At 40.3% G+C, this 26,938-nt stretch carries 27 protein-coding genes; 19 read left to right on the top strand and 8 right to left on the bottom strand.

Translation table 11 applies throughout. The annotated features are described in order from the left end of the window. Positions 1–2 precede the first annotated feature (2 nt). The 3 genes from O3601_RS07120 to ilvD all read left to right on the top strand — a co-directional run bounded on the left by O3601_RS07120 (position 3) and on the right by ilvD (position 3,723). Positions 3–860: a transketolase gene (locus tag O3601_RS07120; RefSeq protein ID WP_371472065.1), complete on the top strand. Its 858-nt coding sequence runs from the start codon at positions 3–5 to the stop codon at positions 858–860. Beyond that, the gene (locus O3601_RS07125; RefSeq protein ID WP_000986401.1) at positions 857–1,789 is read left to right on the top strand and encodes a transketolase family protein; all 933 of its coding nucleotides are present in this window, start codon (positions 857–859) and stop codon (positions 1,787–1,789) included. The genes O3601_RS07120 and O3601_RS07125 overlap by 4 nt, the downstream gene beginning before the upstream one ends. Positions 1,790–2,019: 230 nt before the next feature. Beyond that, a complete protein-coding gene (gene ilvD / locus O3601_RS07130; RefSeq protein ID WP_371472066.1) occupies positions 2,020–3,723 on the top strand; it encodes a dihydroxy-acid dehydratase in 1,704 nt (567 codons plus the stop codon). A gap of 212 nt (positions 3,724–3,935) precedes the next feature. On the opposite strand, the gene O3601_RS07135 is transcribed toward ilvD, so the two are convergent. Further along, positions 3,936–4,277, bottom strand: coding sequence for a metal-sulfur cluster assembly factor (locus O3601_RS07135; protein ID WP_001206380.1), 342 nt, complete (start codon positions 4,275–4,277; stop codon positions 3,936–3,938). Positions 4,278–4,400: 123 nt separating this feature from the next. Between O3601_RS07135 and rgg the strand changes: the two genes are divergently transcribed. Beyond that, entirely contained in the window at positions 4,401–5,252 is an 852-nt protein-coding gene (rgg, locus tag O3601_RS07140; protein ID WP_316126995.1) for a quorum-sensing system transcriptional regulator Rgg, read from the top strand. A 200-nt stretch (positions 5,253–5,452) separates the two neighbouring features. Continuing rightward, the gene (locus O3601_RS07145; protein ID WP_371472067.1) at positions 5,453–6,700 is read left to right on the top strand and encodes a transporter; all 1,248 of its coding nucleotides are present in this window, start codon (positions 5,453–5,455) and stop codon (positions 6,698–6,700) included. On the opposite strand, the gene O3601_RS07150 is transcribed toward O3601_RS07145, so the two are convergent. Further along, positions 6,697–6,888: a hypothetical protein gene (locus O3601_RS07150; protein WP_371472069.1), complete on the bottom strand. Its 192-nt coding sequence runs from the start codon at positions 6,886–6,888 to the stop codon at positions 6,697–6,699. The genes O3601_RS07145 and O3601_RS07150 overlap by 4 nt on opposite strands. 86 nt (positions 6,889–6,974) lie before the next feature. On the opposite strand from O3601_RS07150, the gene hisS reads away from it, so the two are divergent. The 11 genes from hisS to O3601_RS07205 all read left to right on the top strand — a co-directional run bounded on the left by hisS (position 6,975) and on the right by O3601_RS07205 (position 15,111). Next, positions 6,975–8,255: a histidine--tRNA ligase gene (gene hisS / locus O3601_RS07155; RefSeq protein ID WP_153226420.1), complete on the top strand. Its 1,281-nt coding sequence runs from the start codon at positions 6,975–6,977 to the stop codon at positions 8,253–8,255. Positions 8,256–8,305: 50 nt separating this feature from the next. Next, the gene (locus tag O3601_RS07160) at positions 8,306–8,719 is read left to right on the top strand and encodes a hypothetical protein (protein WP_153226419.1); all 414 of its coding nucleotides are present in this window, start codon (positions 8,306–8,308) and stop codon (positions 8,717–8,719) included. 9 nt (positions 8,720–8,728) lie between these two features. Then, complete coding sequence (locus tag O3601_RS07165; RefSeq protein WP_001176233.1) at positions 8,729–8,935, top strand: helix-turn-helix transcriptional regulator; 207 nt, start codon at positions 8,729–8,731, stop codon at positions 8,933–8,935. Then, a complete protein-coding gene (locus O3601_RS07170; protein WP_101782278.1) occupies positions 8,935–9,132 on the top strand; it encodes a hypothetical protein in 198 nt (65 codons plus the stop codon). Before O3601_RS07165 ends, O3601_RS07170 begins: the two co-directional genes overlap by 1 nt. Then, a complete protein-coding gene (locus O3601_RS07175) occupies positions 9,129–9,869 on the top strand; it encodes a DUF3169 family protein (protein WP_080710041.1) in 741 nt (246 codons plus the stop codon). Before O3601_RS07170 ends, O3601_RS07175 begins: the two co-directional genes overlap by 4 nt. A 10-nt stretch (positions 9,870–9,879) precedes the next feature. Then, entirely contained in the window at positions 9,880–10,704 is an 825-nt protein-coding gene (locus tag O3601_RS07180; RefSeq protein ID WP_371472073.1) for an ABC transporter ATP-binding protein, read from the top strand. Continuing rightward, on the top strand, positions 10,697–11,395 hold the full coding sequence (locus tag O3601_RS07185; RefSeq protein WP_050261012.1) for an ABC transporter permease: 699 nt from the start codon (positions 10,697–10,699) through the stop codon (positions 11,393–11,395). The genes O3601_RS07180 and O3601_RS07185 overlap by 8 nt, the downstream gene beginning before the upstream one ends. Positions 11,396–11,404: 9 nt before the next feature. Beyond that, on the top strand, positions 11,405–12,046 hold the full coding sequence (locus tag O3601_RS07190; protein WP_265471772.1) for a type II CAAX endopeptidase family protein: 642 nt from the start codon (positions 11,405–11,407) through the stop codon (positions 12,044–12,046). Positions 12,047–12,063: 17 nt separating this feature from the next. Continuing rightward, complete coding sequence (locus tag O3601_RS07195; protein WP_000832186.1) at positions 12,064–12,294, top strand: hypothetical protein; 231 nt, start codon at positions 12,064–12,066, stop codon at positions 12,292–12,294. A gap of 134 nt (positions 12,295–12,428) precedes the next feature. After that, positions 12,429–14,192 carry an aspartate--tRNA ligase gene (gene aspS / locus O3601_RS07200; RefSeq protein WP_371472077.1) on the top strand — a complete coding sequence of 588 codons (1,764 nt, stop codon included), beginning with the start codon at positions 12,429–12,431 and terminating at the stop codon, positions 14,190–14,192. After that, positions 14,170–15,111: a YitT family protein gene (locus O3601_RS07205; RefSeq protein WP_000806291.1), complete on the top strand. Its 942-nt coding sequence runs from the start codon at positions 14,170–14,172 to the stop codon at positions 15,109–15,111. The genes aspS and O3601_RS07205 overlap by 23 nt, the downstream gene beginning before the upstream one ends. 142 nt (positions 15,112–15,253) lie before the next feature. Here the strand turns inward: O3601_RS07205 and O3601_RS07210 are convergent, their stop codons facing one another. The 5 genes from O3601_RS07210 to O3601_RS07230 form a co-directional block, all read right to left on the bottom strand. Continuing rightward, positions 15,254–16,240, bottom strand: coding sequence for a LacI family DNA-binding transcriptional regulator (locus O3601_RS07210; RefSeq protein ID WP_120719255.1), 987 nt, complete (start codon positions 16,238–16,240; stop codon positions 15,254–15,256). Positions 16,241–16,249: 9 nt separating this feature from the next. Then, a complete protein-coding gene (locus O3601_RS07215; RefSeq protein WP_166736740.1) occupies positions 16,250–17,050 on the bottom strand; it encodes a DUF1189 domain-containing protein in 801 nt (266 codons plus the stop codon). A gap of 297 nt (positions 17,051–17,347) precedes the next feature. Then, the gene (locus O3601_RS07220) at positions 17,348–18,190 is read right to left on the bottom strand and encodes a sugar ABC transporter permease (RefSeq protein WP_001065648.1); all 843 of its coding nucleotides are present in this window, start codon (positions 18,188–18,190) and stop codon (positions 17,348–17,350) included. Position 18,191: 1 nt separating this feature from the next. Beyond that, on the bottom strand, positions 18,192–19,484 hold the full coding sequence (locus tag O3601_RS07225; RefSeq protein ID WP_031227879.1) for a carbohydrate ABC transporter permease: 1,293 nt from the start codon (positions 19,482–19,484) through the stop codon (positions 18,192–18,194). 109 nt (positions 19,485–19,593) lie between these two features. Beyond that, complete coding sequence (locus O3601_RS07230; RefSeq protein ID WP_000095466.1) at positions 19,594–20,865, bottom strand: extracellular solute-binding protein; 1,272 nt, start codon at positions 20,863–20,865, stop codon at positions 19,594–19,596. A 485-nt stretch (positions 20,866–21,350) separates the two neighbouring features. Here O3601_RS07230 and malQ point away from each other — a divergent pair, with 485 nt between their 5' ends. From malQ to O3601_RS07245, 3 genes are all read left to right on the top strand, one after another. Then, positions 21,351–22,868, top strand: coding sequence for a 4-alpha-glucanotransferase (gene malQ / locus O3601_RS07235; protein WP_371472082.1), 1,518 nt, complete (start codon positions 21,351–21,353; stop codon positions 22,866–22,868). Between the two features lie 25 nt (positions 22,869–22,893). Further along, positions 22,894–25,152 (top strand): glycogen/starch/alpha-glucan family phosphorylase, encoded by a 2,259-nt coding sequence (glgP, locus tag O3601_RS07240; protein ID WP_371472084.1) that lies wholly within the window; start codon positions 22,894–22,896, stop codon positions 25,150–25,152. A 247-nt stretch (positions 25,153–25,399) separates the two neighbouring features. Further along, positions 25,400–25,606: a hypothetical protein gene (locus tag O3601_RS07245; protein ID WP_000265674.1), complete on the top strand. Its 207-nt coding sequence runs from the start codon at positions 25,400–25,402 to the stop codon at positions 25,604–25,606. Between the two features lie 469 nt (positions 25,607–26,075). Here the strand turns inward: O3601_RS07245 and O3601_RS07250 are convergent, their stop codons facing one another. Continuing rightward, the gene (locus O3601_RS07250; RefSeq protein ID WP_371472086.1) at positions 26,076–26,924 is read right to left on the bottom strand and encodes a putative RNA methyltransferase; all 849 of its coding nucleotides are present in this window, start codon (positions 26,922–26,924) and stop codon (positions 26,076–26,078) included. Between the last annotated feature and the right edge of the window lie 14 nt (positions 26,925–26,938).

Consider the following 26,938-nt stretch of genomic DNA (forward strand, 5'->3'; position numbering starts at 1 on the left):
GGATGATTTTAAGTGAAAATAGAGAAGATGAGTTAAGAAAATTTGCAACAAAAATCCGATTAAATACTCTTAGAACATTGAATCATCTTGGATTCGGTCATTATGGAGGGAGTCTGTCTATAGTAGAAGTTTTAGCAGTGCTTTATGGTGAAATAATGCCGATGACTCCAGAAATATTTGCATCACGAGATAGAGATTATTTTGTTTTATCCAAGGGACATGCTGGACCTGCTTTGTACAGCACACTCTATTTGAATGGTTTCTTTGACAAAGAATTCTTATATTCTTTAAATACAAATGGAACCAAATTACCGTCTCATCCTGATAGAAATCTAACGCCGGGCATAGATATGACAACTGGCTCTCTAGGACAGGGAATTAGTGTTGCAACCGGACTTGCATATGGTCAGAGAATAAGAAAAAATCCCTTTTATACCTATGCTATTGTTGGAGATGGTGAGTTAAATGAGGGACAATGTTGGGAGGCTATACAGTTTGCTTCTCATCAACAGTTATCTAATTTAGTTGTATTTGTAGACGATAACAAAAAACAATTAGATGGTTTTACAAAGGATATTTGTAATCCAGGTGATTTTGTAGAAAAATTCTCAGCATTTGGATTTGAATCCATTAGGGTCAATGGTTCAGATATTAGAGAAATTTATGAAGGGATTATCCAATTAAAACAGTCAAATAATTCATCCCCTAAGTGTATTGTATTAGACACTATAAAAGGTCAAGGAGTTCGAGAGCTGGAAGAAATGAAATCCAATCATCATCTTCGCCCTACTGTAGAGGAGAGACAAATGTTAACTTCAGTTGTAGAAAGATTAAGTCAGGAATTGGAGGAAACAGAATGATGAGAAGTACGAAAGAATTACGACATGTGTATAGAGATTTCCTTCTAGAGGCTAACCAAAGTTATTCTGATATAGTAGTTTTAGAAGCAGACTTGTCAAGTTCTATGGCTACTAATAATCTTGAAAAGGACTTTGGAGACCGTTATGTGAATGTTGGGATCATGGAAGCAGAAATGGTCGGGCTTGCAGCAGGTTTATCTATTCAGGGGTTTAGACCTTATCTTCATACATTTGGGCCTTTTGCTTCACGAAGAGTATTTGATCAATTATTTATTTCTCTTGGGTACGCACAATTGGATGCCACTGTGATTGGCTCAGATGCAGGAGTAACGGCAGAGATGAATGGTGGAACACATATGCCATTTGAAGAAATTGGATTGTTACGTTTAATTCCTAAATCGATCATTTTTGAAGCAACTGATGATATCCAATTTCGTGAAATCTTGAACCAGACATTAGACTTAAAAGGACTAAAATATATTCGAACAATTAGAAAAGCTCCAGAGGCTGTATATCAAGGTGGAGAAGATTTTTCTAAAGGCTACATTGAGTTAAGACACGGTGAAGATGTTGTAATAGTTGCTTCTGGCATAATGGTTGCTCCAAGTATTCGAGTTGCGGATGAACTGTCTAAATTAGGTTATTCAGTAGGTGTCATAGATTTATTTAGAATCAAACCGATACCAGAACAGATAAAAACAATGTTAAGTGGAAAAACTATATTTACTGTAGAAAACCACAATCAGATAGGTGGAATTGGCAGTGCTTTATGTGAATTATTCTCTGATGATGGAATAACAAAAATTCATCGGATGGGTGTTCAAGAAAGATTCGGTCAAGTTGGGAAAATGGATTATCTTCTTAATGAGTATGGTTTGAGTGAATCGAATATAAAAGAGAAAGTTTTAGCGTTTTATAATGCAAGATAGATGTTAAATACACTTATCTGAAAGAACTTCTGTAAAAATTACATTACGTTATTTAAAGCGAGCGGATTAAAAGCATATTCTGGTAATCAGAAAGTGCCCTGATCCGCTTTGTTGTTTTTAATTTAAAATGTTTATATGTGTATAGAATTTTCTGAAAATTCAAGAATTTTCTTCTGTTCATTGCCTTTAAAATGTGCTATAATAGTAAAAACTGAAATGGGAGGGAACAAATGACTGAATTAGATAGACGTCACCGCAGTAGCATTTATGATAGTATGGTAAAATCACCAAACCGTGCTATGCTTCGTGCGACTGGTATGACAGATAAGGACTTTGAAACACCGATTGTGGGAGTGATTTCGACTTGGGCGGAAAATACACCATGTAACATTCACTTGCATGATTTTGGGAAATTAGCCAAAGAAGGTGTCAAATCGGCAGGTGCTTGGCCTGTGCAGTTTGGGACAATTACCGTAGCGGACGGGATTGCCATGGGAACGCCTGGTATGCGTTTTTCCCTAACATCTCGTGATATCATTGCGGACTCTATCGAGGCGGCTATGGGTGGTCACAATGTGGATGCCTTCGTCGCTATCGGTGGCTGTGACAAGAACATGCCTGGTTCTATGATTGCCATTGCTAATATGGATATTCCAGCTATTTTCGCCTATGGTGGAACCATTGCACCGGGAAATCTTGATGGCAAAGACATTGACTTGGTTTCTGTTTTTGAGGGTATCGGAAAATGGAACCACGGTGATATGACAGCTGAGGATGTGAAACGTCTTGAATGTAATGCCTGCCCTGGCCCTGGTGGTTGTGGTGGTATGTACACAGCTAATACCATGGCGACTGCTATAGAAGTTCTCGGTATGAGTTTGCCAGGTTCATCCTCTCACCCAGCTGAATCAGCTGATAAGAAAGAAGATATCGAAGCAGCAGGACGTGCTGTTGTTAAGATGTTGGAGCTCGGTCTCAAACCGTCAGATATCTTGACTCGTGAAGCCTTTGAAGATGCTATCACTGTAACTATGGCTCTCGGTGGTTCTACAAACGCCACTCTTCACTTGCTTGCCATTGCCCATGCTGCCAATGTTGACTTGTCGCTTGAGGACTTCAATACGATCCAAGAGCGTGTGCCTCACTTGGCCGACTTGAAACCATCTGGTCAGTATGTCTTCCAAGACCTTTACGAAGTCGGTGGTGTGCCTGCGGTTATGAGATACCTCTTGGCAAATGGTTTCCTTCACGGAGATCGCATCACATGTACTGGTAAGACTGTTGCTGAAAACTTAGCTGACTTTGCAGACCTCACACCAGGTCAAAAAGTTATCATGCCACTTGAAAATCCAAAACGTGCAGACGGTCCGCTTATCATCTTGAACGGGAACCTTGCACCAGACGGTGCGGTTGCCAAGGTATCAGGTGTGAAAGTGCGTCGTCACGTTGGTCCAGCTAAGGTCTTTGACTCAGAAGAAGATGCGATTCAGGCTGTTCTGACAGATGAAATCGTTGATGGCGATGTTGTCGTTGTTCGTTTCGTGGGACCTAAGGGTGGTCCTGGTATGCCTGAGATGCTCTCACTTTCATCAATGATTGTTGGTAAAGGTCAAGGAGACAAGGTTGCCCTCTTGACGGATGGCCGTTTCTCTGGTGGTACTTATGGTCTGGTTGTTGGACATATCGCTCCTGAAGCTCAGGATGGTGGACCAATTGCCTACCTTCGTACAGGCGATATCGTTACGGTTGACCAAGATACCAAAGAAATTTCCATGGCCGTATCGGAAGAAGAACTTGAAAAACGTAAGGCAGAAACAACCTTGCCACCGCTTTACAGTCGTGGTGTCCTCGGTAAATATGCCCATATCGTATCATCTGCTTCACGTGGAGCCGTGACAGACTTCTGGAATATGGACAAGTCAGGTAAAAAATAAACTCATACTCTTCGAAAATCTCTTCAAACCACGTCAACGTCGCCTTGCCGTAGGTATGGTTACTGACTTCGTCAGTTCTATCTACAACCTCAAAACATTGTTTTGAGCAACCTGCGGCTAGTTTCCTAGTTTGCTCTTTGATTTTTATTGAATATCAAAAAGCAAGCCAACTTTGGCTTGCTTTTTTTCATCTTTAAAAGTTATTGACCTGCTTAACGAGGTGGTAGTCCAAGGGCAATACGGCCGTAGCGACTGATTCGTGTGATTTTCCAAGCAGGCGACCAGGTAACTTCAACCTTGACATCTTCGATACCCTCGATTTGTTTCAGACCTGCCACGATTTCGATAGGCAGGCTTTCGGCGCAATCGCAGGCAGTATCGGTGAAGGTCATGACAATCTTGCAGAGACCTGTTTCATCCAGATTGATTTCATAAATCAACCCTAGATTGTAAACATCCAATTCCACATCTGTATCAAAAACCTTCTCTAGTTTTTCGATAATTTGGTCTTGCAAGGCCAAAGCACGGTCATTGATTTTGATATCCTCTCTCATTACAGTCCCTCCACGTGATAAATATCCTCTATTTTCTCATAATTCTGACAATTTGGCAAGTTTTTGATGAATTTTCTGAAAAATATGATAAAATGAAGAAAATACTGAATCAAGGGGAAGCCTATGGAGCAGATTGGAAAAGTCTTTAGACAATTACGAGAATCAAGAAATATCTCGCTGAGACAAGCAACTGGGGGACAATTTTCGCCGTCTATGTTATCTCGCTTTGAAACAGGTCAGAGTGAGCTTTCGGTGGAAAAGTTTCTATTTGCCCTAGAAAATATATCTGCCAGTGTAGAGGAAATCCTCTTTCTAGCGAGAGGTTTTCAGTATGATACAGATTCTGAGTTGAGAAAAGAAATCATAGATGTCTTGGATCCAAAGAATATAGCTCCTCTTGAAGACTTGTATCGCAGGGAGTATCAAAAGCATGCCCATTCTCAAAACAAACAGAAACATATTCTAAATGCCATTATTATCAAGTCTTATATGAAGAGCATGGATGAAAGGGTAGAGTTAACAGCAGAGGAAGGGAAAGTCCTTCATGATTATTTGTTTTCTACCGAGATTTGGGGAATCTATGAACTCAATTTATTTTCAGTCAGTTCACCATTTCTATCTGTTTCTCTTTTCACTAGGTATGTACGAGAAATGGTACGAAAATCTGATTTTCTAATGGAAGTGTCTGGCAATCGAAACCTGTTTCACACTATACTATTGAATGGTTTTTTAGCTAGCATTGAGTGTGAAGAATTTACCAATGCCTCTTATTTTAAACGTGTTATCGAAGAGCATTTCTACAATGAAAATGAGACCTATTTCCGAATTGTCTATTTGTGGGCGGAAGGTCTCCTTGATAGCAAGCAAGGCAGAGTCAAGGAAGGGCGAAAAAAGATGGAAGATGCTGTCCGTATTTTTGAGATGCTTGGCTGTAATAAATCTGCCGAATACTATAGAAAAACGACCGATTGTTGAATATCTGCAAACTAAGAAAATAAGTTAAAATTTGAAGCGATATAACTATTGACCTCTCTCGTGTCACTGGAGAACTTCTATCGTTTCTTTTTGCTCATTTTATTTGTTGCATATATTCAAAAGTTTTTCCTCTAACATTTCTAAGTGCTATACTATAGTCATACTTCACATAAAACTTCTAACAAGAAGGGAGATTATCTATGAAACTATTGTTTAGAAATCAAGCTTATCGACTCTTGACTTTGTCACGCTTCTTCAATGCTTTTGGTGCTTCAATTTTCAATCTGGTCTTTATCGTCTATGCATCGACCTTGCAACAAGCCTCTTTTGCTGTTGCTATGGCGAATATTGTCATGATCATTCCGACTCTCTTTACAGTTTTTGTAGGGATTCGGGCAGATTACACGAGAGACAAGGTCAAATGGATGGTCTATAGCGGTTTGTTTCAGGCGGTTTTATTTTTTCTGGCAGCCCTAGTTGTTCAGCAAGCTAGTCTATTTGCCTTTTCTAGCCTGTGTTTGATCAATGTCATTAGTGATGTCATCAGTGATTTTGCTGGTGGTTTGCGCATGCCTCTCATTAAGGAAAAAGTAGCTGAAGAGGATTTGATGGAGGCTTATTCTTTTTCCCAATTCATCACCTATATTTCAGCTATTGGGGGTCAAGCTTTTGGAGTCTGGCTCTTAGGTCTATCGGTCAACAATTTTTCCCTCGTTGCGGGAATCAATGCCTGCTTTTTCCTCGTATCAGCCTCTATTCTCTTTTTAGGAAAAAGCAAATTGAGCCTGTCACTTTCATCTGCTGATGGTGAAATCCTAAAAAATGAGAAGCTTTCTATCAAAGAGCAGTTCCTAACGATTTATCGAAATTTACGTCTCGTTTTTCTTAAAGGTGGACAGAAAAACTTTGGCTTTATGCTCTTTGCTGTCTTGCTTATCAATGCCTTGGGTGGCGCTTTAGGAAGCATCTATAACATCTTCTTTTTGAGCCATTCTCTTTTGGACTTTTCTTACACAGAGGCATTATTTATCAGTCAATTCTGTGCTGTGTTAGCAATCATCATCAGTAGCCTTACGGGCAATGATTATTTTGGGAAGCAGTCCTTGCCTAGATTGATGATGTGGGTGACCGTAGGACTCAGTCTAGTTGGTCTAGCTAATTTATTCAATCAAGTCGTACTTGGTTTACTATTTATCTGTTCAACTCTGTATGTGTCTGCTAAAGTTCAACCAAAGATTAGTGCCTTGCTCCTGAAAAATCTAGCTCCAGAGGTTCTAGCTCGTACCAGTAATTTTTTAGGTTTATTGTTTACCTTATCCATACCTGTGGGAACAGCTTGTTTTTCACTTGTAGCTGTATGGAATATACAGTTGACTTGGATGCTATTTGTTGGTCTTTCCTTGCTAGCTATTTTTTTGACAGTTATTAATCTCAAAAATGATATCTAATACTCTTCGAAAATCTCTTCAAACCACGTCAGCGTTGCCTTGCCGTAGATATGGTTACTGACTTCGTCAGTTCTATCTACAACCTCAAAGCAGTGCTTTGAGCTGACTTCGTCAGTTCTATCCACAACCTCAAAACACTGTTTTGAGCAACCTGCGGCTAGTTTCCTAGTTTGCTCTTTGATTTTCATTGAGTATAAATCCTAATTTTTTTCATACTGTTTTAATCCCTCTATTTATGGTAAAATAAGACTATTAAGTTTAAAGAGGATTCCCTATGAAATTACAAAAACCAAAAGGAACGCAGGATATTTTACCTGCTGAATCTGCCAAGTGGCAGTACGTTGAGGGCTTTGCCCGTGAAATTTTCAAGCGCTATAACTATGCAGAAGTGCGCACGCCTATTTTTGAGCATTACGAGGTTATCAGTCGCTCTGTCGGAGATACAACGGATATCGTGACCAAGGAAATGTACGACTTCTATGACAAGGGTGACCGCCATATCACCCTCCGTCCAGAAGGAACTGCGCCAGTTGTCCGTTCCTATGTGGAAAATAAACTTTTCGCTCCAGAAGTGCAAAAGCCAAGTAAGTTCTACTACATGGGCCCTATGTTCCGCTATGAGCGTCCACAGGCAGGGCGTTTGCGCCAGTTCCACCAGATTGGGGTTGAGTGTTTTGGCTCTAGTAATCCAGCTACCGATGTGGAAACAATCGCGATGGCAGCCCATTTCTTGAAAGAAATCGGTATCCAAGGTGTCAAGTTGCACCTCAACACTCTTGGAAATCCTGAGAGCCGTGCGGCCTACCGTCAAGCCTTGATTGACTACTTAACACCGCTCAAGGAGACCTTGTCTAAGGATAGCCAACGTCGTTTGGAGGAAAATCCTCTCCGTGTCTTGGACTCTAAGGAGAAAGAAGACAAGGTAGCAGTAGAGAATGCGCCTTCTATCTTGGACTTCCTTGATGAAGAAAGCCAAGCTCATTTTGATGTTGTGCGTCAGATGTTGGAGAATCTTGGAGTAGATTATATCATCGATACCAATATGGTGCGTGGTCTGGACTACTACAACCACACCATTTTCGAGTTTATCACTGAGATTGAGGGCAATGACCTGACAGTCTGTGCGGGTGGTCGTTACGATGGTTTGGTTTCTTACTTTGGAGGCCCTGAAACTGCTGGCTTTGGTTTTGGACTTGGTGTGGAGCGCCTGCTTCTCATTCTTGAAAAGCAAGGTGTGGCCCTCCCTATCGAAAACACCCTAGATGTCTATATCGCAGTCTTGGGTCAAGGAGCAAATGCTAAGGCCTTGGAATTGGTACAAGCTCTTCGCCAACAAGGTTTCAAAGCAGAGCGTGATTACCTCAACCGTAAGCTCAAAGCTCAATTCAAGTCAGCCGATGTCTTTGCGGCTAAGACCCTCATCACCCTAGGAGAGAGCGAAGTCGAAAGCGGACAAGTGACAGTCAAGAACAATCAAAGCCGAGAAGAAGTGCAAGTGTCACTTGAGACAATCAGCCAAAACTTCTCAGAAATCTTTGAAAAACTAGGCTTTTAATAGTAGAAAAACTGGCCAGGATCTTATTCCTGACCTTTTTCTTTTGCAAAATGACAAAAATCATAAACTTTTTGACAAATATCCTTGTCAAAAAGAAAAAGATGTGTTACAATGTAAGCAAGTTAAGAGAAAAGGAGCAAGGAACGATTATGTGGGCATTAGGATTTGTACCTCTTGTGATTATGTATTATATCTACCATTCCCAAAAGGTCAAGAAACTAGAGAATAAAATCAAAAGAATTGAGCAAAAACAGAAAGGAAATAAAGAAATGTCAAGAATTTTAAAAGAATTGATTGGGAAAACACCGACAATCGTTGGACAAGTTTTTGGAACAGATAACTGGGAAGTTGTGGATGTTGATGAGGAATGGGTCAAGCTACGTCGTGTTAATAAAAAAGGAAAAGAAAAATTCAAACTACAACGCATTGAGGATATCCAAACTGTTGAATTTGACGGAAAGTAGGTGTGTAACATGCAACTAAAAAATCGTCTAAAAGAGCTGCGGGCTCGCGATGGTCTCAATCAAACCGAACTAGCCAAGCTAGCAGAGGTTTCCAGACAGACTATCAGCCTATTAGAACGGGACGAATACACCCCGTCCGTTGTGATTGCCTTGAAAATATCTCAGATTTTCAACGAAACAGTCGAATCGGTATTTCGCTTGGAGGAGGACGAGTGATGAACAAGTATAAAGTGATTTATTATGTAGTTGCCATAGCTTTATTAGTCAGCGTGTTTCTACTAATTGGGATGGATCTAGGCTGGTTCAATCCCTATCAAAGTGACCAATTTATTTGGGCCTACTTTGCCCTCATCCCAGTAGTTGAATGGATTGAAAAGAAATCCAAAAACCTAGCAAGTGAAAAAGGAGAATGAATATGAAAAAGAAACGTGGATTGTTATTTTTAATTCCTGTTGTCTTGGGAGCTTTTTTGTATATGTTTGTAGATATGTTGAAGGCTGGTGCCGAATCCCACGGAATTATGTTAGATGTAAAAATCTTGCTACCCTGGATATCAGCTATTGGTTTACTATTAGGTTTTGTTGGTATTCTTTTGACGTTCAATTTCTTAAAGAAAAGCAGAAAATTTCACTCCTTGTATCAAGAGGAAATAGATGATGATCTGAATGAAACCTATTATGTGCAAATGTATCGGAATCTCGAGTTTGGAAACATTACTTCTAATATTACAAGTGTAGCGATTTTATTGGCTCTTGTCATCTCAGGTAGTGAAGTAATTGTACTCGATGTAAGTCGTATAACATTTTCCCTTTCCTTTTTGGAATTAGTGCTGTTCTTGCAGAGTCAAAAATATCTTTCTAAAACAATTGCGATTGTTCGTCAGTTTGATTTGGAACTTTTCGCTACACCGAAGGATGTCTTGAACTATATTAATTCTTATGATGAAGGGGAGCGTCAGGCTAATTTGGAACAGAGTTTTCGGATTTTATTCCAATTAAATCAGTATGTCTTACCAGGCTTATATATTTTTCTTTTTATCATTTCTGTCTTGACAGGAGAGATTCAGCTACTAGCCTTCTTGCTTGTAGGAGCCATCCATATTTATATCAATGTGATGCAGTTGCCTATGGTAAAACGCTATTTCAAATAAAGGAGTTTCTATGATTCGTGTTGAAAATGTGAGCAAAAGTTTTGGGAGCAAAAAAGCTCTTCATCAGATTTCTTTTGAGATTAAGGAGGGTGAAATCTTTGGTTTTCTTGGCCCTTCTGGCTCAGGTAAAACAACCATGATCAATGTCTTGACAGGTCAGTTGGCTGCAGATCAAGGTAAAACAGTTTTGTTAGGCAAGAATTCTCAAGATTTAACCTCAAATGATTTGGAACAAATTGGTATTGTTAGTGATGGAAGTGGTTTTTATGAAAAGATGAGTCTTTACAAAAATCTTCTTATCTACGCTAAGTTATATGGTCTCAAGTCAGATAGAGTAGTTCAGGTGCTCCAACAGGTTGGATTGGCAGATGCTAAAGATGTTATCGCAGAAAAACTATCTACAGGAATGAAACAACGAATGTTCTTGGCTCGTGCCCTTCTTAATGCACCTAAGATTCTCTTTCTAGATGAGCCAACCAGTGGCTTAGACCCTACAACATCTAAGATGATTCATACCCTACTACAAGAATTAAAGCAGGCGGGGACAACGATCTTTCTGACCACGCATGATATGCATGAAGCAACTCTGCTTTGTGATCGCTTATCTCTTTTAAATAAGGGGAACTTAATAGAGTATGGAAGTCCGCAAGATATCATCCAGAAGTACCATGTGGATAAGAAAGTACGTGTAGCTTATAACGACGGACGAGAACAGATAGTTCCATTTGAAGAATTACCACATTTAGACACGACAGATTTGATGGTGGTCCACTCTTGTGAGCCAACTTTAGAAGAAATCTTTATCAGATTAACAGGAGAAAAGTTAGATGTTTAGAAAATTAAATGCCCTACTATGGTTAAGATTACAAGTTCTTATCAGCAATTCAACTTTGTTGGCGACTCTATTGATGCCTTTTGGAGCGACTGTTCTATATAATGAGTTCTTAAACAAGAGTGGAGAATTGAGTACGTATTTCCTTTCTATGAGTTTGACGATGGTCTTGAGCATGGGAAGTGGTTATATGGTATCGATTATGATGGCAGAAGATAAGGAAAAGCGCAATCTTAAATCACTCATCCTAAGTGGTGTGACAGCAACAGAATATACTTTCAGTATGCTCATTCTCCCTATGTTGATTATGTTGCTTGGAATGATTTCACTACCAATCTATCTTAAAGTGGATGTATCAGGTTACTTATTTGCCTATGTTATCTATTTGGTCCTAGCAACTATTAGTGTTATTTTTCTCAACCTTCTAATCGGTGCGGTGTCAGATACTCAGTCTAAAGCGCAAGTTTATAGTATCTTTCCTATGTTTATCGTCTCTTTTTTACCCATGTTTGCTCTTCAAAATGATACGGTTCAAAAAGTGTTGGATTACTCTTTTATTGGTCCAATTGTAAATCTTTTAAATAAAAAAGGTGGGGAAATATCTTTTTCTAATATTGGTATGTTACTTGCCTGGGTACTTGTGTTAGGAATAGCAAATCTCTTTGTATTGAAAAACAGCTATAAAGCAAGATAGGAGTTCTTTATGAAATTACTTAAAAATCTTGGCTGGTTTCTTCTAGCTGTTCTATCTTTTTCGTTTATCTATGGTACCGTTCTGAGTATGGCTATAGAATCTCTGAAACTGGGTGCTTCAGTTTATGCTGTTACCTTACTCTATGTGGCCTTGGCTGGAGTTTATGTATACTGTGTTTACAAATGGTATAAAAAGGCTCCTATTCACATTGAAGAAAATGGTTTTAATCGATTTATTTGGCTCCCTGCCTTGGTTTGGTTCTTATCTCTTGTCGTTCAATTCTTCCTGCCCGATAATCCTTCAGTAAATCAGCAAACAGCGACAGACTTGACCTTGGCTCAGCCACTCTTCTCTTTCTTTGTGATCGTTATTTTTGCTCCTTTGACGGAAGAACTTATCTTTAGAGGGATGTTGGCACGTTATCTCTTTCCTAAGCAGGACAATAGTAAACAAACCCTGATTTTTCTTTTAATATCTAGTATTATCTTTGCCTTGATTCATTTCCCAGGTGATGTGCAACAATTTTTAGTTTATACTAGTCTTGGTTTTAGCTTGGGCTTGGCTTATATTAGCAGAAAAGGTCTGGTCTACAGTATTTCTCTCCACGCTTTGAATAATTTAGTCAGCTTTTTGATGATTCTCATGCTATAATAGAGTCAGGAGGTCACATGAAACGAGTAATTTTATTAGCAGTGATTCAAGCAGTCGTTCTGTTTTTCATCATTGGGGCGTTAGCTTATGCCTTCAAAGGTGATTTCTTCTACAGCCATCTCGCAGTAGTCTTTGCCCCTATTGCTGGTATCTGGCGTTTTGGGACAGCTTACACAACGGAAATTGTCTTGCCTCGAAAGGCAGCCGAAATTGCTGAAAAGCGTAAAGCAGGAAACAATTCAAAATAAAAGAGTCCGGTGAACTTCATCGGATTTTTGTATGTGCGTTAATTTTTAAAGACTGGCAAACTTTTCTGATGATTTTCATGAAGAGCCTGCGCTTTTATGGTAAAATAGTAACAGAATAAAAGAGGAGAGAAACAATGAAACGTAGTATGTATGCTGGTTGTGTTCGTGAGGAACACATCGGACAAGAAATGACCTTGAAAGGATGGGTTGGTCGTCGTCGTGACCTTGGTGGTTTGATCTTTATCGACCTTCGTGACCGTGAAGGAATCATGCAGTTGGTTATCAATCCTGAAAAAGTATCTGCAGAGGTCATGGCAACAGCTGAAAGCCTTCGTAGCGAATTTGTTATCGAGGTGACTGGACAGGTCGCTGCGCGTGAGCAAGCCAATGATAAGTTGCCAACTGGTGCAGTTGAGTTAAACGTGACAGCTCTGACAGTGCTTAATACAGCTAAGACAACCCCATTTGAGATTAAGGATGGCATTGAGGCCAATGACGATACACGTTTGCGTTACCGTTACCTTGACCTTCGCCGTCCAGAAATGTTAGAAAATCTTAAACTTCGTGCTAAGGTGACCCACTCTATCCGTAATTACTTGGATGAGTTGGAGTTTATCGACGTGGAGACACCATTCCTTTCTAAGTCAACGCCTGAAGGGGCGCGTGACTATTTGGTGCCATCTCGTGTTAATAAAGGGCATTTCTATGCTCTTCCTCAAAGTCCACAAATCACGAAACAGCTCTTGATGAATGCTGGTTTTGACCGTTACTACCAAATCGTTAAATGTTTCCGTGACGAGGACTTGCGTGGTGACCGCCAGCCTGAGTTCACTCAGGTCGACTTGGAAACGTCTTTCCTTACTGAGCAAGAAATCCAAGATATCACAGAAGGTTTGATTGCGCGCGTGATGAAGGAGACTAAAGGTATCGAAGTAACGCTTCCATTTCCTCGTATGAAATACGATGATGCGATGTCTCTTTACGGTTCTGACAAGCCAGATACTCGTTTTGACATGTTACTTCAGGACTTGACAGAAGTGGTCAAAGGTGTAGACTTCAAAGTCTTTTCAGAAGCACCTGCTGTAAAAGCAATTGTAGTCAAAGGAGCTGCGGACAACTATTCACGTAAAGACATCGACAAGATGACGGAAGTAGCCAAACAGTATGGTGCCAAAGGTCTTGCTTGGGTTAAGGTTGTTGATGGAGAATTAAATGGACCAGTTGCTAAGTTCTTGACTGGCATCCAAGCAGGATTGACAACAGCGCTTGCTCTTGAAGATAAGGACTTGGTTCTCTTTGTGGCGGATACGCTTGAAGTGGCTAATGCAACTCTTGGTGCCCTTCGTGGACGTATTGCCAAAGAGCTTGGTTTGATTGATAACGATAAATACAACTTCCTTTGGGTGGTTGATTGGCCAATGTTTGAATGGTCTGAAGAAGAAGGCCGTTACATGAGTGCCCACCATCCATTCACCCTTCCACAAGAAGAGACTGCTCACGAATTAGAAGGTGATTTGGCTAAGGTTCGTGCCATTGCTTACGATATCGTCTTGAACGGTTATGAGCTTGGTGGTGGTAGCCTTCGTATCAACCAAAAAGATCTTCAAGAACGCATGTTCAAGGCTCTTGGCTTCTCAGCTGAAGAAGCAAATGACCAGTTTGGCTTCCTTCTTGAAGCCATGGACTATGGTTTCCCACCACACGGTGGTTTGGCTATCGGGCTTGACCGATTTGTCATGCTCTTAGCAGGAGAAGAAAATATTCGTGAAGTCATTGCCTTTCCTAAGAACAATAAGGCAACTGACCCAATGACACAAGCTCCTTCAACAGTAGCTCTCAAACAACTAGAGGAACTCAGCTTACAAGTAGAAGAAGATGAAACAAGCAAAACGAATTAAGCGGTGGCGCTATTATCTGCGCCGCTTTGCTTATCAGATAAAAATTTTACGTGTCTTACAAAGTATCTCTCGGGAAAAATATGATGAGAAGATTTCGGCCTCTCTGGTCTATGGTTTTTTATCAGCAGTAGCGGTCAATTTCTTTTTCCAACCAGGGCATGTATATTCGAGTGGTGCGACAGGTCTGGCACAGATTATCTCTGCCTTGAGTAATCACTGGTTTGGTTTTCATATTCCGATTTCGTTGACCTTCTACGCCATTAATTTTCCTTTGATGGTCTTGGCTTGGTATCAGATTGGCCATAAGTTTACTGTTTTTACCTTTATCACGGTATCCATGAGTTCTTTCTTTATCCAGTTTGTCCCGGTGGCGACCTTGACGGAGGATCCCATTATCAATGCCCTTTTTGGGGGTGTTGTCATGGGCTTGGGGATTGGTTTTGCTCTTCGCAACAATATCTCCAGTGGTGGAACGGATATCGTCAGCCTGACCATTCGCAAGAAAACAGGTAAGAATGTTGGTAGTATTTCTTTCTTGGTCAATGGGACCATCATGCTGATAGCAGGTTTGACCTTTGGTTGGAAATACGCTCTCTACTCTATGATTACCATCTTTGTCTCTAGCCGTGTGACAGATGCGGTCTTTACCAAGCAAAAACGCATGCAGGCCATGATTGTGACCAATCATCCAGACAAGGTAATTGAAAAAATCCATAAAAAATTGCACCGCGGAGCAACCATGATCCACGATGCAGAAGGAACCTATAATCACGAGAGAAAGGCAGTTTTAATTACTGTCATTACACGTGCAGAGTTTAATGAATTTAAACAGATTATGAAACAGGTGGATCCGGGCGCCTTTGTCTCTGTATCTGAGAATGTTCATATTCTGGGACGATTCGTTGAAACAGAAAATTAATACTCTTCGAAAATCTCTTCAAACCACGTCAGCTTTATCTGCAACCTTAAAGCTGTGCTTTGAGCAACCTGCGGCTAGCTTCCTAGTTTGCTCTTTGATTTTCATTGAGTATAGTGACCAAAAAAACCAGCGTGAGCTGGTTTTATTTTTCGATAATTTTGTGAGCGATCAACTGACGGTAACAAATTTGTTTATTGCTTTTAGCATCGTTGATAATCTGAAGAATCGTTTCAAATGATGTTCGACCAAGTTCTAGGCTATTGATATCGACATAGGCTGCCAAGTTGAGCTTGGGATTGACTGAGTCGAAGCTGAGAACAGGGACATCCAGCTGGTGCTTAGCGATGTAGTCACAGACTCCTTCAGCTAGGAGGCTATCAGTTGTGATGATAGCATCAATCATAGGATCGTGTTTAAATAAACGCTTACTGAATTGATAACCTTTTTCTTCTAGAAATTCGTTCGCAAAATAGGTCAAGTTACTATCAAGAGGCAGTTGGTACTGTTTGAGTGCTGACTCATAGCCTGTTAAACGGTCTTGTGTTACGAAGAGTCTCTTAGTCCCTCCGATAAAGGCAATTCGCTTGCAGCCTTTTTTGATGAAATATTCAGTCGCATCAAAGCCAGCTTGAACGTTGTCATTATCGACAAGTGGAATGAAGGGGGACAGAGATTTTCCGAGGATGAGGAAGGGGAACTGCTCATCAGCCACCAGTTTGACTAAAGGATCTTCCTCTTCGGCATAAAGGAAAATTAAACCGTCTACACGTTTACCATAGACCATTTGTGAGATGGCAGTAAGACGCTCCTTCTCATCTTTCCCTGTTGCTATCTGAATGGCATAGTGGTTTTCAGATGCGACTTGAGAGATGCCGCGTAGGACAGATGGGAAGAAAGGATTCTGGTAGAAGGCATCTGAGTCATCAGGAAGTACCAAGCCGATAACTTGGGTATAGCTACTTACCAAGCTACGAGCATTGAGGTTGGGGTGGTAATTGAGCTCCTTCATCGCCTTGCGAACGCGTTTTTTTGTTTCGTCGCTAATGGTTGATTTGTTTTGAATAACACGGGTTACGGTTGAAGGCGAAACACCAGCAGCCTTGGCCACGTCTTTAATCGTAACGGGCATAAAAATCTCCTATTTATGGTAATCTGGATCACGGAAATGCGTTTTATAAAAGATAGTGACCAGATAAAGGACAAAAAGAATGTTTTGTACAGTGATGAGGTTTGACATATTTTGGCCAAATAATCCCAAAATAAGCGTAATCAGAGTTGGCAATCCTAAACAGTTCAAGATAAAATGGTAGCACTCTTTAAAGGTTCTAAATGAAAAGAGGCGGGATTTCTTAGTGATATAAAGGAGAAGACTAGCCCCTAGAGAGACGATAAAGAAATTCAAACCAAAGAGGAAGCTTGCACCGAGAACTAGGAAGAGACTGATATAGACACGATTTTGTTGGTACCAGTCTTTAGAAATGGCTTGGGTCAAGCTGTCTTTGTTTTTGAAACTCTCAGTCTGAATCGCTCGGTAAGAGACACGGGTCAGTTCCTTACTTTCCTTGCTGATGACGAGCTCATTCGTATCGAAATGCAGTTGCAAGTCCTTAGGTAATTCCTTGCTTTGACTTGGACCGATTAAAAGAGAAGGGGCTTGACTAGCTGTTCCTGTATAAGTAAATTTACCATCAACAATTGTAGCATGTTCAGAGAGATCCTGGACAACCTCATCTGTCAATGGTTCATAGACATTATCGATAAAGGTTTCTAGCGGATAAGTATCCTGTGAGCTGTTTTGGATGGCAATGGGTACCATAGACAAGCTAATAAGGAAGACACTGGTAAAGAGAAGTTGGAACCAGTTGAGTCCGAAACGTTTGGACAGGGGCTTACGAAATCCCCAAATACTTGAAAAATAAGAAAATGGATATGGAAGCATAGGTATCTTTCTAAAAGGTGTTTTCTATATGAGTATTATTATATAGAGAAATGCGCTTTATTTCAAGTCTAGGAGAAAAATTGCTTGTTGCAAGAATATTATTTACAGTAGCAATCGCTAATATTCAATGAAAATCAAAGAGCAAACTAGGAAGCTAGCCGCAGGCTGCTCAAAACACTGTTTTGAGGTTGTGGATAGAACTGACGAAGTCAGTAACCGTACTACGGCAAGATAAAGCTGACGTGGTTTGAAGAGGTTTTCGAAGAGTATAAAATGAAAAAGGGTGGCGGGGATATATTATCCCTTGTCGCCACCACTTGTAAGTCCTGAAACAAAGTTCTTTTGTAGGAAGAAGAAGAGAATACAGATTGGAAGGGCGATGAGGATAGCACCTGCTGAGAAGTAGGCGATCTTCATGTTTTTCACATTGCTAACGAAGGTTTGGAGACCTACGGCAACAGTAAAGTATTCTTTCTCACGAAGCAAGAAACTAGAGAGGATGTAGTCCCCGAAAGGTCCCATGAAGGCCCAGAGAGCTTGTACAGCAACCATTGGGCGAACAAGTGGAAGAACAATTTGCCAGAAGCGGCGGAAGTGTCCTGCACCGTCTAGTTTTGCAGATTCGTCTAGAGACATTGGCACTGTATCGAAGTAGCCTTTCATGAGCCAAGCATTCATCGGGATACCTCCACCAACGTAGAGGAAGATGAGGAACCAGCTGTGGTTAAGGGCGTTCAACATAAGCGCCATAACGAAGAAGGCTGTCAAAGCGGCCATGGTTGGCACCATTTGGATAATCAAGAAGAAGACCAAACTTTGTTTACGAGCCAAGAAGTTGTAACGGCTGTAGGCATAACCAGCAAGTACGATGATACTTGTTTGAACAACCATGGTAATCAAGGCGATAATCAAAGTATTGAGGTACCAAGTACCGTACAAGGTTTCAGTGAAGAGGCCTTTAAAGTTATCAAAATTGAGGTCGATATTAGTATCTAGTTTAAAGGCTGAGACGTTACCTGCTTTAAAGGCTGACATGATGGTAATCAAAAGTGGATAGATAATCACGATTGATAGGCCAATTAAGTAGAGGTAAGTAAGGGTTTGAGTCAGTCTACGTTTGAGTTTAATTGAGTTATTCATCTTAGACGTCCTCCATATCAAATGCGTGTAGTTTCTTGAATGCAATCATAGAGATTGAGATGACAATGATAGAGATAATCAAGGTAACAGCTGCCGCCATTGAGTATTGAGGAGATGTACCTGTTGTCAAACGGTAGATCCATGAGATCAAGATATCGGTTGAACCAGCTCCACCTCCGACACTACCAGGTCCTCCACCATTGAAGAGGTACATGATAGAGAAGTTGTTAAAGTTGAAGGTGTATTGGCTAATCAAAGTAGGTGCCGCAACGGCCAAGATCATTGGGAAAGTGATGTTGCGGAATTTTTGCCAAGCATTGGCACCGTCAATATAAGCTGCTTCGTAAAGGTCGTTAGGGATAGATTGTAAAATACCTAAAGTCAAAACGTAGATGTATGGGAATCCAAGCCAACCTTGCATCATAATCAAGGCAATTTTTGTCCAAGTTGGATCTGTTTTCCAAGGAATAAGAGCACCATCAAGGAAAGGAAGGAATTTAGCAAAGATTGGCAAGACTTGAGTGTTGATAGCACCGACACTATCATTAAACATATTTGAGAATGTCAAGATAGTGATGAAGGCTGGGACAGCCCAAGGAAGAAGGAAAATAACACCAAAGATACGTTTTCCTTTGATAAATGGTTGGTTAGCAATGATAGCTGTGAAGATACCGATTACGATTTGTAAAGTTGAGGCAGCCAAAGCCCAGATGATGGTCCAAGAAAGAACGGAACCGAAGGCAGAACGGAAGGTACTCAAACTCCAGATGTTCGTAAAGTTCGTCAAACCAACCCAGTCCAACAATTTGTTTGGTGGCAAGTGTTGGAAGTCGTAGTTGGTAAAGGCAATCATCAAGGTTACGATAACTGGGAAGATGATTGCAAAGGTCATAGCAATGTAAGAAGGAATAATCAAGAGGTAAGGGAAACCATTTTCATAGATTCCTTTGATCATTTCTTTAAAGGTAAGTGCTACTGGAATACCATTATTAATGTGTTTGGCAGTTTTATGTGCATCTTTGATATTTGCTAAATAAAAGAGTACATAAACAACTACAAAGATTAAATGGAAGGCACCGCGAATCAGCATGAAGAGGGAATTATCACGACCTGGCTTGTCACCAAGAGTGATGAGGTTGCTCAATTCAGGGGCTGCAAGTGCTAGGAAATAAAGGACAAATACGATGGTTACACCAAGGAAGATAAAACCTTTGGCTTTTTGTTTGTTGTAAATCTGTCCTAACCCAGGAATGATAGACAGCAGGGCTGCTTTACTAGGTTGTTGCTTTTCCATAATAACTCCTTTCATAGGATACTGGTTTCTAGATAAAACCTAAACTATTTGTGTTTTCGTTGATAAATTCAAAGGGGGATTTGATTTCCACCCCCCTTGAACAAATTTTTTATTCACCAAATTTTTGTTTGATTGTTTCTTTGATCAATGTTACAGCATCGTTAGCAGCTGTTTTAGCATCTTTCTTACCACTTACAGCTTCAAACAACATTGTTTTAGCTGGGTCCCAAACAGCTGACATTTGAGAGATGTTTGGCATTGGTTGAGCGTTCTTGAACTGTTTGATAACAGCTGTTGTCAACTCATCATTTTTACCTTCAGCGTATGAACGAGCTTCAGTGTTAGCTGGGATTTCATTAGTTTTATCGTAGAAGGCTTTTTGTTGTTCAGTTGAAACAAGGAAGTCTACAAATTTTTGAGCAGCTTCAAGGTTCTTAGTGCTTGATGGGATGATCCAAGCTTTACCACCACCAAATGCTGCGTAGTCTTTTCCGTTTGGAAGAGTTGGGATAGTTGCAACACCGTAGTTTACTTTAGCGTCTTTGAAGGCTTGAGCTTTCCAAGGTCCATCGATGATAGCAGCTGTTTTACCTTCTTGGAATTGAGTTTGGATTAGGTTTCCAGCTCCTTCAGTATCTTGCATACCTTTAGGCCATTTTTCATACCAAGTTTTAGCGTATTCTACACCTTTGATAGCGCCGTCGTTTGCAAGACCGATGTCTTTAGCGTCTTTACCGTTTTGTCCGAATACGTAACCGCCGTTACCAGCAAGAAGTCCGTATGCAAAGTAGAAGTTTGTCCAGTCAGCTAGGAAAGCAGAAGTTTTTCCATCTTCTCCAGCGAATGCGTATTTGCTATCTTTAGCAAGGTTTTCCAAGTCAGCAAATGTTTTTGGAGCTTCTTTTACCAAGTCTTTGTTGTAGTACATAACAAGTGACTCGATAACGGCAGGAGCACCGTAAACTTTACCGTCAGCAGCTGTTACAAGAGATTTAGTTTTATCATCTGTTTTAGCACCGTCGCTCAATTTAACTTCTGAAAGTTGTCCGTCAGTACCAAGGCTACCTACACGGTCGTATGGAGCCATCATAACGTCAGGAGCTTGACCTGATTGGTTGTCAAGAGAAAGTTTGTCAAGCCCACCCATTTGGTCACCAGATTTGATGTTAACTGTTGTTCCTGATTGTTCTTTATAAGCTTTAGCTACTGTTTCAGCATAAGCTTTGTATTGGTCCTCAACGTAAAGAGTGATTTCTTTCGCTTCAGATGAACCAGAATCAGCAGGTTTATCGGCAGTTTTGCTTCCGCAAGCTACCAAAAGCAAGCTAGCAAGTGTAGCAGTTCCAAGCACAGCAGCGCTCTTCATGAATTTAGATGACATAGTGTATTCCTCCTAAAGAATAACAAATTTTATAATGAGGAAACGCAAACGTTTTCCTTTATGGGACTAGTATAGCACAAATAGAAAACGGTTGCAAGTGTTTTTTGTAAAAATTTTAAAAAAATTTCACGGAAAGGGTAAGCGTTTTATTTGTTTATAATAGAAGAAAAGTTAGAAAATATATTTTCATGCTTTTACTGAAATTATTTAGGGAAACGATTGCCTGGATTTTGAACAAAAAATAAATTGCTCTAGACCAAAAGTAGGCTAAGTTGGGCCTTCTATTTGTAGTTGAAGAAGATTTTGTAAATAGAAAAGGAAAATGTATATGTATACATAAAGAAGGACAAGTTTTTTTAAAAAAATAATCAAAAAGTTTTTTAAAAACGCTTGCAATTGTCGGGGAAATACGCTATAATTATCTTAACGCAAACGTTTGCGCCCAAAAATGAAAATTTAAACTACAAATACACGAGGTGTTGTTTATGAAAAAACGTCAAAGTGGTGTGTTGATGCACATCTCTTCTCTCCCAGGAGCCTACGGAATCGGATCATTTGGTCAAAGTGCTTACGACTTCGTTGATTTCTTGGTCCGTACAAAACAACGTTACTGGCAAATCCTTCCATTAGGAACAACTAGTTACGGAGATTCTCCTTACCAGTCTTTCTCAGCCTTCGCAGGAAACACTCATTTTATCGATTTGGATATCTTGGTGGAGCAAGGTTTATTGGAAGCAAGTGACTTTGAAGGAGTTGACTTTGGTAGCGATGCGTCTGAAGTTGATTATGCGAAAATCTACTATGCACGTCGTCCTCTTTTAGAAAAAGCGGTAAAACGTTTCTTGGAAGTAGGAGATGTTAAAGATTTTGAGAAATTTGCTCAAGACAACCAATCATGGCTTGAACTCTTTGCAGAGTATATGGCTATCAAAGAGCATTTTGACAATCTTGCTTGGACTGAATGGCCAGATGCAGATGCTCGCGCTCGTAAAGCTACAGCACTTGAAAGCTACCGTGAGCAATTGGCAGACAAGTTGGTTTACCACCGTGTGACTCAGTACTTCTTCTTCCAACAATGGTTGAAATTGAAAGCTTACGCTAACGACAACCACATCGAAATCGTTGGAGACATGCCAATCTACGTAGCGGAAGATTCAAGCGATATGTGGGCAAATCCACATCTCTTCAAGACAGATGTCAACGGTAAGGCGACTTGCATCGCAGGATGCCCACCAGATGAGTTTTCTGCAACTGGTCAGCTTTGGGGTAACCCAATCTATGACTGGGAAGCAATGGATAAAGACGGCTACAAATGGTGGATTGAACGCTTGCGTGAAAGCTTCAAAATCTACGACATCGTTCGTATCGACCACTTCCGTGGTTTCGAATCTTACTGGGAGATCCCTGCTGGTTCCGATACAGCAGCACCTGGTGAGTGGGTCAAAGGTCCGGGCTACAAGCTTTTTGCAGCCGTTAAGAAAGAACTTGGTGAGCTAAACATCATCGCTGAAGACCTTGGATTCATGACTGATGAAGTTATCGAGTTGCGCGAACGTACTGGCTTCCCAGGAATGAAGATTCTTCAATTTGCTTTCAATCCAGAAGACGAAAGTATCGATAGCCCACACTTGGCACCTGCTAACTCAGTTATGTACACAGGAACACACGATAACAACACGGTCCTTGGTTGGTACCGTAACGAGATCGATGATGCGACTCGTGAGTACATGGCTCGCTATACTAACCGTAAAGAATACGAAACAGTTCCACACGCTATGCTTCGTACAGTCTTTTCATCAGTTAGCTTCATGGCAATTGCAACTATGCAAGATTTGCTAGAATTGGATGAGACAGCTCGTATGAACTTCCCATCTACCCTTGGTGGAAACTGGTCTTGGCGTATGACTGAAGATCAATTGACACCAGCTGTCGAGGAAGGCTTGCTTGACTTGACAACAATCTATCGACGAATTAATGAAAATTTGGTAGAATTAAAGAAATAATACAATATCAGGAGACACCTTAAACATGTTATCACTACAAGAATTTGTACAAAATCGTTACAATAAAACCATTGCAGAATGTAGCAATGAAGAGCTTTACCTTGCTCTTCTTAACTACAGCAAGCTTGCAAGCAGCCAAAAACCAGTCAACACTGGTAAAAAGAAAGTTTACTATATCTCAGCTGAGTTCTTGATTGGTAAACTCTTGTCAAACAACTTGATCAACCTTGGTCTTTACGACGATGTCAAAAAAGAACTTGCTGCTGCAGGTAAAGACTTGATCGAAGTTGAAGAAGTTGAATTGGAACCATCTCTTGGTAATGGTGGTTTGGGACGTTTGGCTGCCTGCTTTATCGACTCAATTGCGACTCTTGGTTTGAACGGTGACGGTGTTGGTCTTAACTACCACTTTGGTCTTTTCCAACAAGTTCTTAAAAACAACCAACAAGAAACAATTCCAAATGCATGGTTGACAGAGCAAAACTGGTTGGTTCGCTCAAGCCGTAGCTACCAAGTACCATTTGCAGACTTTACTTTGACATCAACTCTTTACGATATTGATGTTACTGGTTATGAAACAGCAACTAAAAACCGCTTGCGTTTGTTTGACTTGGATTCAGTTGATTCTTCTATTATTAAAGATGGTATCAACTTTGACAAGACAGATATCGCTCGCAACTTGACTCTCTTCCTTTACCCAGATGATAGTGACCGTCAAGGTGAATTGCTCCGTATCTTCCAACAATACTTCATGGTTTCAAACGGTGCGCAATTGATTATCGACGAAGCAATCGAAAAAGGAAGCAACTTGCATGACCTTGCTGACTACGCAGTTGTACAAATCAACGATACTCACCCATCAATGGTTATCCCTGAATTGATCCGTCTTTTGACTGCACGTGGTATCGAGCTTGACGAAGCAATCTCAATCGTTCGTAGCATGACTGCCTACACTAACCACACAATCCTTGCTGAAGCCCTTGAAAAATGGCCTCTTGAATTCTTGCAAGAAGTGGTTCCTCACTTGGTACCAATCATTAAAGAATTGGACCGTCGCGTGAAAGCAGAATACAAAGATCCAGCTGTTCAAATTATCGATGAGAGCGGACGTGTTCACATGGCTCACATGGATATCCACTACGGATATAGCGTTAACGGGGTTGCAGCACTTCACACTGAAATCTTGAAAAATTCTGAGTTGAAAGCTTTCTACGACCTTTACCCAGAAAAATTCAACAACAAAACAAACGGTATCACTTTCCGTCGTTGGCTCATGCATGCTAACCCAAGCTTGTCTCACTACTTGGATGAGATTCTTGGAGACGGTTGGCACCATGAAGCAGATGAGCTTGAAAAACTTTTGTCTTATGAAGACAAAGCAGCTGTCAAAGAAAAATTGGAAAGCATCAAGGCTCACAACAAACGTAAATTGGCTCGTCACTTGAAAGAACACCAAGGTGTGGAAATCAATACAAACTCTATCTTTGATATCCAAATCAAACGTCTTCACGAGTACAAACGCCAACAAATGAACGCTTTGTACGTGATCCACAAATACCTTGATATCAAAGCTGGTAACATCCCTGCTCGCCCAATCACAATCTTCTTTGGTGGTAAAGCAGCTCCAGCCTACACAATTGCTCAAGACATCATCCACTTGATTCTTTGCATGTCAGAAGTTATTGCTAACGATCCAGCAGTAGCTCCACACTTGCAAGTAGTTATGGTTGAAAACTACAACGTTACTGCAGCAAGCTTCCTTATCCCAGCATGTGATATCTCAGAACAAATCTCACTTGCTTCTAAAGAAGCTTCAGGTACTGGTAACATGAAATTCATGTTGAACGGAGCTTTGACTCTTGGTACTATGGACGGTGCTAACGTGGAAATCGCTGAGTTGGTTGGGGACGAAAACATTTACATCTTCGGTGAAGATTCAGAAACTGTTATCGATCTTTACGCTAAAGCAGCTTACAAATCAAGCGAATTCTACGCTCGTGAAGCTATCAAACCATTGGTTGACTTCATCGTTAGCGATGCAGTTCTTGCAGCTGGAAACAAAGAACGCTTGGAACGTCTTTACAATGAATTGATCAACAAAGACTGGTTCATGACTCTTCTTGACTTGGAAGACTACATCAAGGTTAAAGAACAAATGTTGGCTGATTACGAAGACCGTGACGCATGGTTGGATAAAGTCATCGTCAACATTGCTAAAGCAGGATTCTTCTCATCTGACCGTACAATCGCTCAGTACAACGAAGATATCTGGCACTTGAACTAAGCTAAAAGATTTATACTAATACACTTTCCTATGAAGCGAATTTCGATTGAAATTCGCTTTTTTGAATGATGTGGATTTGGATCAATCTTGTCTTAAAAAGAGAGAAATCATAGACACATTGAAGGCTTAGAAATGATGATTTTTACGGTCTTTCAGCCTCATGTTTCTTCTTATTAGATTACCTCATATTTCTTGCATCCGTTTACATCAAGTATTATAATATAATTGTAGGAAAGAAGGTGTTTTTATGTGGAAAAAATATTTTTCAAAATATAAATGGACTGATTTATTTTGGATTTTATTTATCATTTTGACCTGCCTCTATATAGGTAACCACGATTTGTTTCCTCTCAATCATCAAGAAATCTCTTTTCGTGGTAGTTTCTGGGGTTCGGTACTGGCCTTATATCACTTACTGTTTATTGATAAGTTTCTTATCTCGAATCGAAAATAAAGGTTAGAGCTATGCTTGACGGTGTACTTTTAGGATTGATTTTGGAGGGAAGATTTTGTCTCTATTATTTATTATTTTAAATTTGTTTATCTTGTACAAAATCTATTCTTTGAGGCAGGAGAAATCGAAATACTTGATTTATACGGCCTATATCATATTTGGGGTAAATTTAATATATGGTATTCAATGGTTATTAAAAGAACTAGTTTCAAAGATTTCCACTTAATGTGTATAGAAACTCCAGCGATTTTTGCATAACAAAACGCATAAGATTAAGGTTTTTAAGCACCTGTTCTTATGCGTTTTCGTAATATTGAAGATTCTCAGTAAGTTTTCTACTTTTGCGAAGTTTAGTTTATACTCAATGAAAATCAAAGAGCAAACTAGGCAACTAGCCGCAGGTTACTCAAAGCACAGCTTTGAGGTTGCAGATAAAATTGGTGTGGTTTGAAGAGATTTTCGAAGAGTATTAGAATGCTTTCCCAACAAGTATCTCAGCTTCAATGGTAATCTCTGTCAAGTCGCTCCAGTTAATCTTGCTCTGATCAACGTGAAAGAGTAGAGGAGTCATGCTGAGTAGGGCTTGGAGTTGCTCTGTTGTGATAGCCTTAGTCAGAGAGGCCGTTTGGCTAGATAGGATGGTGAAGTGTTCTTGGAAATGATTTTTGATATCTTGGTTGGAATAGTCCTTTTTTGTCAGCTGGTCTTGTACCTTCTGGCGAATTTCCTTGAGGTGATTTTCAGTTGGGATAACCTTTATCAGGATACCATTTTTGGACAAAACGCGATGGAATTCTCCATAGTTGGCAGGCGAAAAGATATCAAGCAGGATATCCATGCTAGCATCTTGTATAGGAAGATGAGCTAAGTCGCCCACAAACCAATTGATCGCCCAGTTGGGTTCACTTTTGGCAGCGATTTGGACAGAAGCTTTGGAGATGTCAAAAGCATAGAAGGTTTTGTCAGGATGCCTTTCTTGAAGCTTGCGAGAATAGAAACCTTCACCACAACCGATATCTAAAATTGTTTTGGCATTTTTTGAGTTTGAAAGTAAATCAGAGATGGCCTCTAGAATAGCCTGATAAAAGCCGGCTTCTAGAATTTGTTGACGGTTTTGAAAATTTTCCTTGTCGTAGTTGGTAGATTGCTTGATTTGAGGAGCTAGATTGACATAGCCAAATTTCGCCAGGTCAAAAGAATGGCGATTGCTACATTTGAGACTGCTTTCAACTAGAGTAAGGTTTTCTTGGCAGATAGGACAGGCAAAGGTAGTAGCAGAAGCAAAACGTTGAAGTTTGGGTTTGAGATTTGTATTCATAGTTTAAGTGTATC

It is taken from the genome of Streptococcus sp. 20925_1_69 (assembly GCF_041432365.1).
In the GTDB taxonomy this organism is placed as follows: domain Bacteria; phylum Bacillota; class Bacilli; order Lactobacillales; family Streptococcaceae; genus Streptococcus.